This is a genomic window from Erythrobacter sp. SD-21 (assembly GCF_000181515.1).
In the GTDB taxonomy this organism is placed as follows: Bacteria; Pseudomonadota; Alphaproteobacteria; order Sphingomonadales; family Sphingomonadaceae; genus Qipengyuania.
In genome coordinates this window covers 47,001-62,404 of sequence record NZ_ABCG01000002.1, presented here as the reverse complement: position 1 = coordinate 62,404, position 15,404 = coordinate 47,001, and the positions used below count along the sequence as shown (strand labels likewise).

Annotated in this window: 12 protein-coding genes and 1 other annotated feature; of the genes, 6 read left to right on the top strand and 6 right to left on the bottom strand. The window is 60.1% G+C overall.

The genetic code is table 11. The features are described 5' to 3' along the window. Window position 1 precedes the first annotated feature (1 nt). The 5 genes from ED21_RS03670 to ED21_RS14620 form a co-directional block, all read right to left on the bottom strand. Window positions 2–1,075, bottom strand: coding sequence for a PepSY domain-containing protein (locus ED21_RS03670; RefSeq protein ID WP_006832483.1), 1,074 nt, complete (start codon window positions 1,073–1,075; stop codon window positions 2–4). After that, window positions 1,075–3,207 carry a TonB-dependent receptor gene (locus tag ED21_RS03665; RefSeq protein WP_006832482.1) on the bottom strand — a complete coding sequence of 711 codons (2,133 nt, stop codon included), beginning with the start codon at window positions 3,205–3,207 and terminating at the stop codon, window positions 1,075–1,077. The genes ED21_RS03670 and ED21_RS03665 overlap by 1 nt, the downstream gene beginning before the upstream one ends. 311 nt (window positions 3,208–3,518) lie before the next feature. Continuing rightward, a complete protein-coding gene (locus ED21_RS03660) occupies window positions 3,519–7,448 on the bottom strand; it encodes a hypothetical protein (RefSeq protein WP_006832481.1) in 3,930 nt (1,309 codons plus the stop codon). Window positions 7,449–7,479: 31 nt separating this feature from the next. Continuing rightward, complete coding sequence (locus ED21_RS03655) at window positions 7,480–8,097, bottom strand: NYN domain-containing protein (protein ID WP_006832480.1); 618 nt, start codon at window positions 8,095–8,097, stop codon at window positions 7,480–7,482. After that, a complete protein-coding gene (locus ED21_RS14620) occupies window positions 8,094–9,683 on the bottom strand; it encodes a type IV secretory system conjugative DNA transfer family protein (protein ID WP_006832479.1) in 1,590 nt (529 codons plus the stop codon). Before ED21_RS14620 ends, ED21_RS03655 begins: the two co-directional genes overlap by 4 nt. Before the next feature lie 173 nt (window positions 9,684–9,856). Here ED21_RS14620 and ED21_RS03640 point away from each other — a divergent pair. From ED21_RS03640 to ED21_RS03615, 6 genes are all read left to right on the top strand, one after another. Continuing rightward, a protein-coding gene (locus tag ED21_RS03640) for an IS3 family transposase (protein WP_156787278.1) occupies window positions 9,857–11,085 on the top strand; the annotation gives its coding sequence in 2 pieces (ribosomal slippage) (window positions 9,857–10,145 and window positions 10,145–11,085; 1,230 coding nt in all). Next, window positions 10,138–10,254: a sequence feature (AL1L pseudoknot), on the top strand. Its footprint overlaps the gene before it by 117 nt. A gap of 264 nt (window positions 11,086–11,349) precedes the next feature. Then, window positions 11,350–12,279 carry an ArdC family protein gene (locus ED21_RS03635; protein ID WP_006832476.1) on the top strand — a complete coding sequence of 310 codons (930 nt, stop codon included), beginning with the start codon at window positions 11,350–11,352 and terminating at the stop codon, window positions 12,277–12,279. 11 nt (window positions 12,280–12,290) lie between these two features. After that, a complete protein-coding gene (locus ED21_RS03630) occupies window positions 12,291–12,731 on the top strand; it encodes a hypothetical protein (RefSeq protein WP_006832475.1) in 441 nt (146 codons plus the stop codon). A gap of 219 nt (window positions 12,732–12,950) precedes the next feature. After that, window positions 12,951–13,886, top strand: coding sequence for a DUF2493 domain-containing protein (locus ED21_RS03625; RefSeq protein WP_006832474.1), 936 nt, complete (start codon window positions 12,951–12,953; stop codon window positions 13,884–13,886). A 70-nt stretch (window positions 13,887–13,956) separates the two neighbouring features. Further along, window positions 13,957–14,226 carry a hypothetical protein gene (locus ED21_RS03620; protein ID WP_006832473.1) on the top strand — a complete coding sequence of 90 codons (270 nt, stop codon included), beginning with the start codon at window positions 13,957–13,959 and terminating at the stop codon, window positions 14,224–14,226. Window positions 14,227–14,494: 268 nt separating this feature from the next. Continuing rightward, on the top strand, window positions 14,495–14,893 hold the full coding sequence (locus tag ED21_RS03615) for a single-stranded DNA-binding protein (protein WP_006832472.1): 399 nt from the start codon (window positions 14,495–14,497) through the stop codon (window positions 14,891–14,893). 67 nt (window positions 14,894–14,960) lie between these two features. Here the strand turns inward: ED21_RS03615 and ED21_RS03610 are convergent, their stop codons facing one another. After that, window positions 14,961–15,227, bottom strand: coding sequence for a DUF6437 family protein (locus ED21_RS03610; RefSeq protein ID WP_006832471.1), 267 nt, complete (start codon window positions 15,225–15,227; stop codon window positions 14,961–14,963). Window positions 15,228–15,404 lie beyond the last annotated feature (177 nt).

The following is a 15,404-nucleotide window of genomic DNA, read 5'->3' as shown; positions in this document are numbered from 1 at the left end:
CCTAATTCGCCGTCTTTGGGCTCAGGGCATTCGGCGAGCGACTGGTGAATTTACCGATCCAGAAAGACCAGCTCGCGAAGAGACCGAGGAGCACCAGAGCCAAGCCTGCGAAGGTCATTGCAATTCGCCAAAGGAAACCACCAACCTTCGCCGCGTGTATCGGGTAGAATTTCTCGACAACTGCAGAAGCCGTGTTGCCCATCGCCGGATCATCTTTGGCAACGATTGCTCCACTCTCTGGCGCGACCCATGCATAGCTTCGACCGTTCGGCGTCCATTCGAAGTCCTGCCGGAAACGGATGGCAATCGGTTCGCCAGGCGCTGCAGGCATCATCAATCGACGGGCGGCGGCCGAAGGATAAGCCGATTGAGCGTTGGCCATGACAACGGCCCAATCAGTATTTTCGCTGCCTGATGCGAGGTCAGTCGGGAGCTCGCGTTTGGCATCGGAAGTCGCAATCGGTAAGAGCAACACGGAAGAGATCGCCGGGAACACCATCATCGTGCCAGTGGCAGCGACGATGAGCAGCAAAGGCGATGTGACCACGCCCAGATCGCGATGATGCCTTACGATTGCGCTAGCGGTGTAGCGCGCCGGCCATAGGCGGAGTCGGAACGTCTTTCTGGTACGCCACCACAGGATCGCCCCGGTGATAGTAAACGCCAACATCAGCAGCCCCAAAACTCCGGTTATGGTTTTTCCTACTTCTCCCATCAGTAGGTAGTGATGCAGGTCGAACAACCACAGTTCCGGTCGCTCCCAGTTCCCTGACCAGCGATCGATAACGGTCCCATCTTGTGCGATGTACGCACCGCTCCCGTCGGAATAGATCGCCTGGTGTAATCCAATCTCTTCGCCGGCGAAGGTAACGCGGGACAGGCCTGGCGCGGTTTCAATGGCAACTTCAATCGCCCTGCCCAGTTCGGTAGGGCTGCTGGCCGGTGCGTCGTTGGCACCGTCCAGCAGGATCCAGCTGTCTTCCCACAGGAGAACGGTTCCGGACAGGCCGATCACAGCCAGAACCAAGCCGACCAGGCCGCCTGTCCAGCGATGCAGAAGCGACAGCAGCCGCATCAGAATTCGCTGCGTAGGCTCAAGGTCAAGGTTCGCCCGCGACCGGAGTAGAAGCGGCTGTTGTCGGTTACCCGGACCGTATCGCTGTCGTAGGTGACGTAGAATTCGTCGGTCAGGTTCTGGGCGGCCAGCGAGATTTCTCCGAAGTCCGCACGATACGAAACGAATGCATCGAGCAGCGTATAGCCTTCGAAATCGGTAGCCGTCGAAGCGTCGTTGAACTCGCGCTCGAGATACATACGCGCCTGCGCCCGAGCGCTAAAGCGTCCCGAGGTGTAATCGGCTGCCAAACTCACCCGGTGGGGCGACATGTTCGCGCCGTCGAGATCTTCGTCGACGAGGCCATCGGCGTCCGCATCCGTTTGCCCCTCAAGCGTCGCGTAGCCCCCGCTCAGGGAAAGGCCGCTAATCGGCGTCTGCCATGCAAGACTTGCTTCGAAGCCTTCGATCTCGATCGGCTGACGCTCGACTTCGAATACATCGTTGCGCAGGACGAGTAGCGAACCGAAGTCGCTCGACGACCAGAAGTAACTGGCCGAAGCCTTCAGGGCGCCCTCGTCCCATTCGAGTCCCAACTCGCGGTTGTTCGAAACCACCGGCTCAAGGGAAAGGAAGGCGTCGACGTCGACGCCCGGCTGGGTTATCCCTCGCAGGATGCGGCCGACATCGGCAATGGTGAAACCTTCGGCGTAACTTCCGTAGGCCCGGAGTCCATCGACTGGCTCGATGATAACACCGCCATTCAAGAGCACATCGTCGAACGATGGTGAGCCACCTTCGACATCCACGGATCCGTAGCTGGCGAGCGTCGTGAAATCACCGACATTGAGTTCGACATTCTCGTAACGAAGACCGCCTGCCAGACGCACTAGTCCATCAGCCAAGGCCAGATTGCCCTGAAGGAAGGGAGCCAGGCTCCGAAAATCACTCTGTGGCACCCAAACGCGGTCGGTTTGCACGAGAGACTGTGCCGTTCGGTCAAAGAGCGCATCAAAACCGGCTGTCAGGACTAGGTCTTCAAAACCCGGAAGTGCACGTTCGTAGCTTACCTTCGCGCCGAGTTTGCGCGACCGGTTGGCCGATTGATCGAAGAGGGTGCCGCTGGGATCGATGGCTGGATCCTGAAATGTCCCGAATACCCCGCCACCGAAGACGTCGCTGGTGCGGCTATAGAAGCCCTGCAACACGAAGGTGCCGCCGGCGAGGTCGGGATCGGTCAATGATGCAGAAACAAGCTCGGCAGTGTTCGAGGGCGGCGCACCCGGCGTTTCGCCACGTTCACTGGTCGATGGAAGGTTGGCCGAGCGATCGCCGGAAACGGAAACATAATTGGCATTGCCTTCGAGTTCGAACCTGTTTGCGACAACCTCAAAACGGGCACCGTTAGCGAGATCGTAGCCGAGGCGACCGAAGACTGACCAGCTGTCGCTGTCCTGAATCTCGCCCTGTGTGCCATCGACCCCGATGCGATTTCCCGAGCCATCGAAGAACGCTCCACGTTTCTCGAGCGTGGCACCAAAGCTGGCGTCGAGCGGTCCGGCACGATAGCCGACAAACGCGCCTGTTTTCGCGCCAATACCTTCGCCATCGAAGCCATCGGGAAGTGTAACCTGCGAGAGGGTACGGAAGGAGATACCGTCTTTGCGGGGAGCGCCGACTGTTATCTGGTTCACCACGCCACCTGTCGCTCCGATCCCCTGAAGTGCATTCGAACCGTAAATGACCTCAACGCGATCAATGAAGAACGGGTCAATCGTGTAGCCGTCGCGCGAACCATCTCGGACAGGCGTAGACTGTGGAATGCTGTTGATCGCGTAAAGCGGCGCACGGCCACGCAGACTTTCCCCCGAACCGGACAGCTTCTCCCGCGTCGGAGAAAAAGACGGCAACAGCGCGGAGACTGCGTCGACCGTCGAGCCAGAAACTAGGACCTGCCTTTCAAGCGCTTCGCGATCGATAATGTCTACGGTCAATGGTAGCGCGCTGGCTGGGAGCTGCGTTCGAGCGGCGGTGACGACAATCGTATCCTCACCATCTGTGTCGGAAGATGTCGCTCTTGCAGGATCGGTGGTTTGGGCAAAGGCGGGCGAAAGCGGTGCCAGCGCAAGCGCGCCGGCCAGATAGCGGTACATTCAAAGCTCCCTTGAGATTTGCCGCTGCCTAACCTTTCTGCGATTAATTCGCAATAGCAATAATGAGACTTCCTTCGATAGAGCTCGCTTGACGTCAGTGATGTCGGTTGATGGGCCGACAGCGGACTGTCGACTTTCACTCGAAAACCCAAGAAATTCTCAGCTCCGAAGAAAAATTTGACGAATCTCGGGGAAACGCGCGTGCCAGCATAACTTCACCACCGCTAACGTTAGCCCCTGCATTGAGGCGCGTTGATAATAGCCTCAGAACCGAGAGGCTCTGAGGACGATTTGCAGCAGGCCCGCCTCCACTAGGATGCCGATTGCCCGCCCGCTTCCTTCCGCATGGCCCAGTCAAAATCGAAATCGTAGATTGGCGTCTCGTCGAAGAATGCTTTTTTGAACAGGCTGTTGAAGGTGCGCAAGGCGCGCGGATCATCGGCCGGTATGGCACGGTCTGGATGGTTGGTGCGCATCCTGAAGTTGCCGATTTCGTCGTCCCAAACGGGAATGAACATCGCCTGCCGGGGAGTCTTTGGCGGCAAGTCTGATCGTGAGTAGAACGACACAACGAAGTCGTTAGCCTTGGCCTCCAGTTCAAACCATTCATCCGAAGGCCTTGGTGCATCGCCCCAGCCCGTGACGGCGACCCGCCGCAACCGGGCGAGCTCACGGAACATTTCGATCAGGATGCCTTTTCCGCTGCGGGCAATACGCAGCGTACCTTCATCGCCGCCGTAGACCATGATCGAATTCGAACCGCCCGAACCGATCCATTGCGGATCGTCAGCATCGGTAATCCTGGGGCCCAATGGCATGAAAAGGTCGAGCAGCTTGCGCACATGGTAGATCGTGAAACGCGTGGTCTTGTCGGCGGAGTTCACTGACATGAAACCTCTCGCACTGGCCGGCCAGTATTCCTGCTGCTGATCGCCGTCGCGCAGGCCGAGGAGCATGAGCGGGCCGGAAATGTGGGCCCGGTCTCCGCTTTCAGCGACAGCCTTTTTCCAACGCTGACCCCAATCGATCGGCGGGGCATACTTCTGGTCAACCAGCGGGCGGACGCTGCGATTGGGAACCTCAAAAGCAATGTGCCATCGGCCGTCACGCCGAACGGCGCGGCGCGGCCTGGCAACGACAAGCGATCCTGTCTGCACCCGGCCATCGGCCGGATTGGCGAATTGCAGCACTTCCAGCAGGCGCTCGGCTGCGGTGGATGCCGCATGTCTGCTGCTACCTACGAAATCGTCCTGCACGAAGCATTGCCTCGCTTCGCGATATTCCGCGCATTGGTCGGGTTGCTGTTTGTAGACTTTTTGCAACTGGTTCAGCACGAAAAACAGGTAGAAACTGCGCACCCGGCGCGCTTCCTGTCGCAAAGCGTCTTGCTCGCGCGGATCGACCCGCCATCCAGGGCCTTCGCTGTCAAAAACAAGCTTCAGGGACACGGCCAGGGCTTCGGCCAAATGGTTGTACCGCACCCAGCGCGGCTCATCTTGGTCGCGAGCCTCGGTATAGCGTTCGCAGGCATCGGTAAAAAACGCGCGCCGGCGCTCCATGAACCAATCGTCCAGTTCGCTGGCGCAGGGTTGCTTGGTGGACGCATCGCGCCTCAGCACGGCACCGAAGTCACCCCACAGGTCGCTGTCGAACGGCGCAAAGAAGCGTGTCTCGGGATTGGTAAGGCAGTTCGTTGCGAACGCGATCTCGGCATCACATTCCCCCTGCGGCAGAACGGCGCCGTCATAGTGCCTGTCGAGATGTGCGCGCCATTCGGTAACGGTCCGCACCATCAGGAAGGCCAGGTCGCCAGCCATGCTGGGATAGGAACGGCAACCGGCTTCCAGGCTTGCAAGCAATGGCTTCACCAGTTTCTGATGGCTCTCGTCCGGAGGCAGCGGAGCGCTCTCCCGAGTAGCAAGCGAAGTGCCTGTTTTGCGCAGCAACCGAAAATAGCGATGCCGCAAATCGTCTTCCATCGTCGCGGGATCAAGTTGCTGCAGAGCGGCGAAGGATTGCAGTGACCCGGCCAGAGCAAAGGTGTTGTCGATGTGATCGACCACGGCTTCGGGGGCGTCTTCGTCCTCGACCCCCATATCGGCAGTATCGTCGAATATCGGCGTCAGGTTCCCCCGCCGTTTATCCACCCGGTTGGCGATCCGCAGGACGCCTTCGCTTCGTTCGCTTTCAGGAGTCTCGTCAAGATAGCGATCGACAATCTTCTGGATTTCTGCGCGCAGTTCCTGGCGATTATCGTTGTTCCTGTCTGCCACGAACGTCATCAGGATTTCGAGGCACAACTGCGCGCCCAGATGCCGGTTTTCGCGCGAAAGAGGATCGGCACGCCTGTTCTCGACCATCTCTCGAATACGAGCGACAAATGGTTTGGCGCTCACCTGCTGCTCAGTCAGTCTGCTATCGAGCAGGCACGAGACGGTGTGGCCCCACACATTCAGGCCATAGCCGTCGGCAGAACTTTCCTGCCCTCTTTCAAACGCCGTAAAGATAGCTTCGAGCTGCGGCAGCGCTTCTTTGAAATGCAGGCCTTCAAGAACAATTCGCCGCACTTCCGGCTTTGCGACTACCCTCTTTGTTGCGGGATCTACTTCGATACGGCGCGTTTCAGACAGCAAGTCGAAATCGCCGAAGCCAAGGCTGGTGAGATCGTTCTTGGAAAGTCCATGCGGGAACACGCCGAGCAGGCAAACCGCCTGGCGCATCTCTGCGTCCATGCTGCCAAAGGCCCTTTCAAAAGGCGTCTCCTGATTGCCATGTCCGGTTTTCGAGAAATCCAGCGCCAGCCAATCCACGAATGAATCGCTTTCATCGCTGATGGCGTGCAACAGGTCTTCGGGCGTCTTGTGCCCGTGGCGTTGCATGAACCCTTCTGCCCTTGCCCGGACGTACTCTGCCTGGGTCTGATGCCACTCCTCACTAGTCCTTCCCAGTTTGAAAAAGGCGGTGGCAGCAAGCGAACCGAAAGCCATGGCGTGCAGGAAGGCGGGCAAACGACGTTCGGCCAGCGGGGTATCCTTGTCTGGCTTTGCGCGCCAGTCCGTCTCTGAATGCAGCTGGTAAAGAGCGGCACGCAACGGCTGCGAAGATGTCTGGTCTTCTTGACATTCAAGCAAATGGCCCACCAGGGCCCAAGCGGCTTCCGGCGCCAGGAATCCGACCCGCGTTGCCTCCTTGCGGGCTGTGGAATAGGAGGACTGATGTGCACCGCGCTCCAGGCGCATTCGTTCGTACTTGCTGCTGAGAACGTACACGCAGCGCGATTGCAGGTCGCCGCCTGTTGCCCCGTCTCGATCCAGCAGCCTGTTCAGCGCAATGTAGATGCCCTCCCGGACCGAGAGATTGTTGGAGATCTTCTGCACGTCGATCGCAATGGCAATCCGCTTGGCCGGGTCGAGGTCTGCCAGCCATCGCTCCAGGTCGAAATTGAACGCGCGGATCAGGACGTCGGGCGTCAGCTCCTTGCCTGCCGAGCTTTCTTCATCGCGCAGTTTCTCCCGGTATTGCCGCGGCGTTTCGCCAAACTTCTTGTAGAGTGGCCGTGCCTGGAAAAATTCCACTACCCTGAAAGCGCCTTTGGTCAGCACTCCTGCGTAGAGCTGCGCGAACGTGAGTGCTGCCAGAAACAATCCAATCCCGCCACGGACCAGGCCGTTCTGCCCTGGCAGTATCCGCTCCACCACCGCCGCAAGGCTGTCGGAAACCTCGTCGATCGAGACAATCCAGTCGATTGCAGCCAGCAAGCCACCGACAAAGCCGATGGCGGCCATTGCCCTTACGAGCCAACGCCACTCGCTGACGAAGCGTTCGCTTTCGGATCGCGGGTCGATGCAATGGTCGTGGAACGCACGGAACAGGCGGAAGGTGGGCTCTTTGGCATTCTTTGCCTTCGCCTCGTTTGCGAATTGTAAGCGCAGGCACTCAAGTGCATCTGCCCATTGCGAGGCAGAGCCCGTGAAGACAGGTTCGTTTTGCAAGGGGTTCGCCGAATCGCCTGATGCGGCGGGCAGTTGGGTGCCAGCGAAAAGGACTTCGTTGTTCGGCCCGATGACCTTTTCCGCACGCGTCAGCAGTACCGATTTGCCGGCACCGCCGGAGCCGTTGAAGAACTGGATGTGCGGCATTTCGCGCCCGGTCGCTGCCGAAACCGGCTCTGCCATGGCGCGAAGTTTGTCTTCAAGGTCCCCCCGGACGATAATCCCGTCTTCGATCCTTACGCTTTCCATCGTCTCTCCGTCGCCTTCGCGTGCTGGCAAGTTAGAAATAGTCTGCCGGGTCCACGCACGAGCCGTAGGTTTCCTGATCGATCCGGAGCCACTGCGTGCGGGCAATTCCACGATCAAAATGAGTCTGCGACGCCCAGGGGAAGGCGCTGGCCAAGGGAATTTCCCGGCCCTGGAGCTGGGAAATCGCTTCGATTTCGGAAACGACTTCGTTCAGGTCCTGGTCCTGTGAATAGATGATGGCCGCATCCAGCTCTTCGCGGCGGGCCATGCGCACCAGATCAAGGGCGATGCGAATATCGATGCCCTTTTCCTCTGCCTGCGTGATGGTTTCCACCTCGCCGTCTTCGTCGAACAACTGACGCTTGCGATAGCGCAAGGGACGAGTCGTCACGGTGACGCCTGCTCGCTTCATGGCCTGAATCTTGTTGTTCCAGAAAAGGTGCCAGCGTGGCTGACGGTTGGCCGCGGGAATTCCCGTGTAAACACGGACCGGGCCCGGCGCGAAACCGGCCATTCGCGAGACCTCGCGGTGTAGCGCCACGGGGTCGAAGTTCGGCTCCCTGTGGCCGAACAGCCGCTTCGCCTGCTTGAACAGGTTTTGTCCGTCGATAAACCCGGTTGCGACCGGGCTTCCCACCTTGGTCGTCACTTCTTGTCGTCTTCCCAGTCAGGTTCTTCGATATCGTCAGGCGGCGAAAACTCGTCTCCAGAAAGGTCGAATTCCTCGCGAAGAACATCGCTGGCCGAACGACCATCATGGTCTGGCGGAAGAGGCACTTCCGACTGGCGTTTTTCCTTCGCCCTGATGCGCTTGAGTTCGGCAAGGCTCCTTCGCTTGCGCGGCGGGTCGAAACTGTAGTGGTCAGCTTCCTTGGCAGCAGCATCGCTGTAAAAGGCATTCTCGTCGAACTGCCCGGCGAAAGCTGGATCCTTCAGGTAGTTGGGTTTGCGCGCAATTACCGGACGATCGCCCGCCAAGGCCAGCACCATCTCGTCGTACTCAAGGTCCTGCAAGGCCCGCCAGTTAGAGAAGCCGGTCAATTCCGCTCCCGAACGCGCCACGCTGGCGTTTGCGAAACCGAAGCTTTGCAAGACTTCACAATTGTTCACCATCGTCTGCCAGTCGCGCGGATAGAGCATCTTCAACTGGCTCAGGTCCTGCCAGAAACTCCATGTCCTGAGGCCGTAGCCGCGCAACAAGGTGATGGCCTGCCGCAGTTGCTTCAGTTCGCCCAGTTGTGCTGCTTCATCAAGCACAAACAGGGTGGGCAACTCCGGACGACGGCTGCGGCGGGTGATCGCGCTCATCAGCATACCGATCCACAGACGCAGCAGTTTTCCGTGGCTTTCGAGCTTTTCCGGCGGCACCACGATATACAGGGTTAGCGGATCTCCGCGGGTAATCGCGTTGAGATCGATGGTGGATTGCCCAAGGGCCGCACGTGCCCCTGCACTGCGAAGAAAATCCGTATGTGATTGGGCAGTGGAAAGGATCGATGCCCACACCTTCGCCTCGGCCGTGCTTTTGACGGCACAACCCTGACGAACGGCAGGCAGCGGATTCTTGGCCATTTCCTTGAAGGTGAAATCCATGTCAGTCGCCGACTGGTTCAGCAGGTAGTGCATTTCCTCAAGGTTGCGCAGCACCGGCGGCCTGCCGGAAGCGACAAACAACAGCATTGTGGTGACAAGCGAATAGGCCCGGCTATCCCAGAACGGGTCGCGATTGCTGGTCTCTGCCACAAGCAGTTCTGCCAGTTGCGCCGCATCGTCCACCGCGTCGTGCGCGTGCGGATCGATCAGGTCGAGCGGGTTGAGCGCATCGGTTTGCTGTCCGGTGACACCGAATGGATCCAGCAGTCGCACTTCCTGGCCAAGCTCACGCCGCCTGCGCGCTGTCACCTGGTAGTTTTCACCCTTGGGATCGATAATGATCGCCGGACCACGGTAGCGCAGCAGGGCCGGGATGATGCAACCGACGCCCTTACCCGCACCTGTGCGCGCAAGGGTAATCAGGTGGCCATCACTGGTGTGAAGTATCGGCTCCAGCATGCCGCCGTCGGCATCTTCATCCTCAACAGCTTCGCCGAATTGGAAGCCCATGACGGGACGGTGGGCTGCCTCGTCCAGCGAATAGCCGATCAGGAGACCATCGGGAGAAAGCTTGGATGGAAGAGTAGGTTCACTTTTGCCCGCGCCTTCTTTCTTTGCAGACACCTGATCCTTCTTCCTCAATGTAAGACCCCCCAAGAAGACTTTCGCACGGCAAACTCACATTATAGCCCTTCGTTTGCAAGAATCTTATCGACAATCAAATCGCCGCTTTGCTGCGGCAAGCAAGAGCGTCGTCTCATATGAACCGCCCCGGGATTGCCGGAGGCCCTAACTCCTGAGAGGAAGGGCCTACGATGAGTAAGACGACGAACAAGTTTGCACCTGAGGTTCGCGAGCGGGCAGTCCGCCTGGTGCTGGACCAGGAAGGCGAGCATCCATCCCGCTGGGCAGCGATCACATCCATAGCGGCGATGATTGGCTGCTCAGGGCACACGTTGCTGGAGTGGGTGAAGAAGGCCGAGGTAAACAGCGGCAAGCGTGCCGGCGTTCCTGTCGAGGTTGCAGACAAGTTGAAGGCGCTGGAACGTGAGAACCGCGAGCTGCGGCAGGCTAACGAGATCCTGCGCAAGGCTTCTGCATATTTTGCCCAGGCGGAGCTCGACCGCCCGTTCAAGCGATGACCAGCTTCATTGATGAGCATCGGGATGAGTATGGGGTCGAGCCGATCTGCCGGGTTTTGCCGATCGCCCCATCCACCTACCACGAGCGCGTCGCGCAGCGGCGTGATCCGTCGCGTCTGTCAGCCCGTGCCCAGCGCGACGAGGCGATGAAGCCTGAGGTCCGGCGTGTGTTCGATGCCAACTTCAAGGTCTATGGCGTGCGGAAAGTGTGGCGGCAGATGCAGCGTGAGGGCTTCGATATTGCCCGCTGCACGGTGGAACGACTGATGCGTGACCTCGGCCTGCAAGGCGTGATCCGGGGCAAGCCGGTGAAGACTACGATCAGCGACAAGGCGGCGCCGTGTCCGCTTGATCAGGTCAACCGCCAGTTCTATGCGCCAGCGCCGAACATGCTGTGGGTGTCGGACTTCACCTACGTCGCGACATGGTCAGGGTTCGTCTATGTTGCCTTCGTGATCGACGTCTACGCCCGCTACATCGTGGGCTGGCGGGTGAGCAGGACGGCCCACGCCGGCTTCGTGCTGGATGCCCTGGAGCAGGCGATCCATGACCGACGACCTGTTCACCGTGGCGGCCTGATCCACCACAGTGATCGCGGCAGCCAATATGTCTCAATCAAGTATACCGAGCGCCTCGCCGAGGCCGGGATCGAGCCATCCGTCGGGAGCGTTGGCGACAGCTATGACAACGCATTGGCCGAGACGATCAACGGTCTTTACAAGGCCGAGGTCATCCACCGCCGAGGTCCGTGGCGATCATTTGAAGCCGTTGAATATGCCACGCTCGAATGGGTCGATTGGTTCAACAACCGGCGCCTGCTCGCGCCCATCGGCAATATCCCGCCTGCCGAAGCCGAGGAGCGATACTACGCCATGCTGGACGAAACGCCCATGGCAGCATAATTTGATGAAACTGGCCTCCGGCAATCCCGGGGCGGTTCAATATTCTCTGAACGAGGTCGCACAAACACCGACTATCGCTTATCCTGCAGCATGCTTCCTTTACGCTTTGGCTTGGCTGGGAGAATGACCGCTCTCGTGATTGCTCAAGGTGGCTTCTAAGGTCTCGTTTTGGGGCGCAAAGCCGTCATCATTAGACGAGAGGGGAGGAAGCTTTTGCTTTTCCTGAACCGGGACATGTCCGTCTCGGCGATCAGGAGAACTCCCATGACCAAGTCCCGCCGCACTGCTTCGACTTCGCCTTCCCAGCGCATCACCGCCGCCATCATCGAAAAGCTCGAGCAAGGCACAAAGCCCTGGGTCAAGCCATGGCGCGGTGTGCCCGTCTCGCGGCCCTTGCGATCCTGCGGGACGCCCTATCGCGGCATGAACACCTTCTGGCTGTGGATGGTGGCCGACGGCTGTGGCTACGCCTCGCCTTACTGGATGACCTATCGCCAGTGTCAGGCGCTCGGCGGACAAGTCCGCAAGGGAGAGAAGTCGACCATCGCGATCTTCTACAAGAGCTACACCAAGGAGGTCGAGAACGCCGAAGGTGAAGCCGACACCGAGAACCGGCGTGTGCTCAAGGCCTATGCCGTGTTCAATGCCGATCAGTGCGACGGCCTCCCCGAGTTCTACCATCCCAAGCCGCTGGTTGCCGCGCTTGAGCCCGAAGGGCGCGAAGACCGTCTTGATGCCTTCTTTGCCCATATCGGCGCAGACCTGCGCCACCATGGCGCGCAGGCCTATTACGAACCGCTGCGCGACCGCGTCACCATGCCGCCAGCTGAACTGTTCGAAGCCTACGACCACTACTACGCGACACTCGCACACGAGTTGTCGCACTGGACGGGTCATTCTTCGCGGCTCGACCGCGACCTCAAGAACCGCTTCGGCAGCGACGCCTATGCTGCTGAAGAACTGATCGCAGAACTCTCTTCGGCCATCCTTGGAGCCGAACTGGGCCTTCCGGTCACTCACCTCGACCATCACGCCAGCTACATCGCCTCCTGGCTCAAGATCCTCAAATCGGACGAGCGCGCGATCCTGACGGCTGCGGCAAAGGCCGAGGAAGCGGCCAGCCTCTTGCTCGAACTGGGTGGCCAGCAATCTAACGAAGGCGAGACTGACATCGATCTCGCTGATGCAGCCTGAGGAGCAGTGAGATGGGACGTTCCGTCAGCTATCCGACCGGCTCCGTGGTGGCCTTTCGCCTGCTTGATGACGGCGAAGACGACGACACCGACTGGGTCTACGAGTGCCTCGTCGAAGAGGTCATCGATGCCGCGAAGGCGGCCTTTCCTTCTTTCGAGCGCTTCGAGGGATGGCGCGGCCGCGAGGACCGTATCCTCCTGCGCAACGCCTTCGCCGATTGCGGCATATCGACCTATTGCGGGCTCGCCGCGATCTGGCTCGCCGAGCGCGATGACGCTCGCTATTGGGAAGCCGATTTCTACAACCCACGAACGGCGAGAGCACGGCACTGGCTTGGCCAGGTCTCTGGTAGGTTCATCGACCTGTTTGGTGAGTTGCGCCTGGTAGGGCGGTTCTCGAATGGCGAAGCGATCTTCGAGCGCTCCCGATCCACCTGCGACACCGGGTCCTGATTCTGCCTCATCCCTGTCCGCCGGGAGAGGCCCTTGGGCCGGTCGGCGCGCGCCGCAACCTGCGGCCCGTCGGCCCGTGTTGCCCGCGCCAGCCTAGGGCCGCAGGTTTCCCGCTACGCGGTGCGTTACGCCCCTTGTCCCGGCCCTGATCGGGCTCCGGCGGACAGGACCGAGGCAATGGTGCCTGCTCTCCTTGTCTGCACGATCAGGAGACACCCTATGTACGACAGCTTCATCGACCAGTTGAGCGGCCTCGACCTGTCAGGCCTCAGCATCAGGCCGGCCCCCTTCAACGCTACTGATTTTCCCTGCGAGGACGCGATCGACCAGACACTCGGCGCCGTGTGGTCCGACCTCTTCGCGATGTTCTCCGACACCGCCCTGGAAGCCGATGCCGAGGATATTGCCTGGGGCGTGGTCAATCTCTTTCACCGTGCCGCCAGCCGGAAGTCCGCTCAGCTTGATCGGGCCAGCGACGAGATCCGGGTTCTCCTCGCATCAGCAGATGGCTCCGAAGTGCAATCGAGCAATCTAGAAGAGCAGGTCGAGCGCGCGCAGGCTGCCGAAGCCAGCATGCTGGCCTTCGAGCAGATGCGCGAGGCTGCAGCAGCACTCTACCGCGACGAGACCGGTTCCTCTTGGAAGCCCGTGTCCGGCTCGCGAACGAGCCATTCGCGAAAGCTCACATCGGCCGTGATCGATGCCCGCGACTTCCTACGCGCACGCGCCGAGAATCGGCGCCATGCCCTGATCCCGGAAGGAACTCCGGTCGTCTTTGCCGGTGGTCGCCAGAGCTTCGAGAGCGCCGAGGATGCGAAGCGATATGCCGACAATATCTGGGCGACGCTGGACAAGGTGCGCGATGTGGTTCCCGATCTCTTCCTGGTCCATGGCGGCGACGGCAAGGGTGCCGATCGCCTCGCTGCCAGCTGGGCGGAGCGCCGCGAGGTTCAACAGTTGACTTATTCGCTCGATCGCCGGCTCGGTGCCCGCGCCGGGTTCAAGCGCAACGAGCAAATGCTCGCGCTCAATCCGCGTTACGTTGTCGCCTTTCCGGGCAATGGCGTGACCGAACGGCTGGTGATCGATGCCAAGACGCGCCGGATCACCGTGGTCGATCGTCGCGGCCTCTTGGGTACCTCTCCAGGGTCCTGAGGGGGGCTTCGTCATCCATATTTGAAATGCCTGGATGTGCATTCGGCACCGACCTGACTAAGGACCGGTCATGCAACTTGACGATCTGCTGCAGCGCTACTTTGCCACGACCGACCTCTCCGGGGTTGCTCCCGACACGTTGTCAGCCGGCATCGAGCATTGCCGGGTCGATCTCGGCCTTGAGGAGGACCGAGGCAAGCGCTTTGCGCTGTGGTCGTTCCTGCACATGTTCGGGTCCGCCCCCGATCTCGATGTGGCGTTCGAGAACGAGGAAGACCGGGAAGCAGCCCGCAACTTCATGGATCTGCTGGCAGCATCGGAGGGTGATGGGGCATGCTGATTGCAGCAGGGTCTTGGCACCTTCAGCCCCCACCCGATACCCATCCGGCTTTCTTCGCGAACAGTCCTGAACCAGGTCAGCTGAGGACGGCAACCCGTTCCTTTCCGGCCGTGTTGTCGCGCTTCGCGCGCCTGCCCGCACCACCCGTCAGGACCAGGTTCCCCTTCGGCCCTTCAGGCCTTCGGTGCAGTCCTCCCATGCCCTGCTTCTTTCAGATGTTCGCAAGCCGGAGATGGTCTCCGGTTTGAGGAACTGAAGGACTACTATCATGACCAATATCGCAATCCTCACCGGCCGCATCGCCCGCGATCCGGAAACCCGCGAGACCAAGGGCGGCACCAATGTCACCGGGATCACCGTCGTCACCGATCGGCCCGCACGCGACAAGGACGGCAAGACCTACAAGGACGAGAACGGCTACACCGCCAAGGAAAGCGAGTTCCACCGGGTGACCTGCTTCAACGGCCTCGCCAAGACCGTCGGCCAGTACTGCTCCAAGGGCCAGCTGGTATCGGTCCAAGGCCGTATCCACTACACCCAGTGGGAGGACAAGGATGGGGTCACCCGCTACGGCACCGAGATCCTCGCCGACAAGGTCGACTTCCTCTCCCGCGGCAACGGCTCGAGCGACGACAACGACAACACCGACGCTCCCGATATCGACTGACCTCGATGCCGGTCGTCCGCCTTACGAAGAGGCTCTGCCGCAAGCGGCAGGGCCTCTTCTACTGTGGTTACTGGGTTCCCGGCGCAGCATTCGAAGCACGGGTTGCACCGCGCCCGGTCAGCCTCTCGATCGCGGCATCCTCGCCGAGCTTCCCGAGTTCTTCGGCAACCTTCCTCAGGCCCTTCTTCGAGAAGCTTTCGAGGCCGCTTCCCAAAATGATTTCGCCGAGCTCTCTGGCCGCTTGCACTTCAAGTTCGTGCTGTTTGGCGTCGAGCGCCTCGCGGTCCGCTTCGAGTTTTTGCAGGGCTGCAATCGCGCTCCTGTTTCGGGGCATGCTACTTGTCCTTTCGTCCCCCTCGGATCTGCTCCCCGGTTGTTTCCATGCCCGCGTCATCGGGGTGTAGGAAAGGCAATTCGCAACCAGCAGGCGTTCGATATTAGGGCGGAGGTGGTGGGTCCTTGCTCACGGTTCTCCCAGCATGATGGCCTTGCGCCTCCCGCCTCAAGGACG

Excerpts from the sequence above, each read along its gene's own strand:
- ED21_RS03670 (WP_006832483.1), bottom strand. The coding sequence starts at position 1,075 with ATGCGGCTGCTGTCGCTTCTGCATCGCTGGACAGGCGGCCTGGTCGGC.
- ED21_RS03665 (WP_006832482.1), bottom strand. The coding sequence starts at position 3,207 with ATGTACCGCTATCTGGCCGGCGCGCTTGCGCTGGCACCGCTTTCGCCC.
- ED21_RS03660 (WP_006832481.1), bottom strand. The coding sequence starts at position 7,448 with ATGGAAAGCGTAAGGATCGAAGACGGGATTATCGTCCGGGGGGACCTT.
- ED21_RS03635 (WP_006832476.1), top strand. The coding sequence starts at position 11,350 with ATGACCAAGTCCCGCCGCACTGCTTCGACTTCGCCTTCCCAGCGCATC.
- ED21_RS03630 (WP_006832475.1), top strand. The coding sequence starts at position 12,291 with ATGGGACGTTCCGTCAGCTATCCGACCGGCTCCGTGGTGGCCTTTCGC.
- ED21_RS03625 (WP_006832474.1), top strand. The coding sequence starts at position 12,951 with ATGTACGACAGCTTCATCGACCAGTTGAGCGGCCTCGACCTGTCAGGC.
- ED21_RS03620 (WP_006832473.1), top strand. The coding sequence starts at position 13,957 with ATGCAACTTGACGATCTGCTGCAGCGCTACTTTGCCACGACCGACCTC.
- ED21_RS03615 (WP_006832472.1), top strand. The coding sequence starts at position 14,495 with ATGACCAATATCGCAATCCTCACCGGCCGCATCGCCCGCGATCCGGAA.
- ED21_RS03610 (WP_006832471.1), bottom strand. The coding sequence starts at position 15,227 with ATGCCCCGAAACAGGAGCGCGATTGCAGCCCTGCAAAAACTCGAAGCG.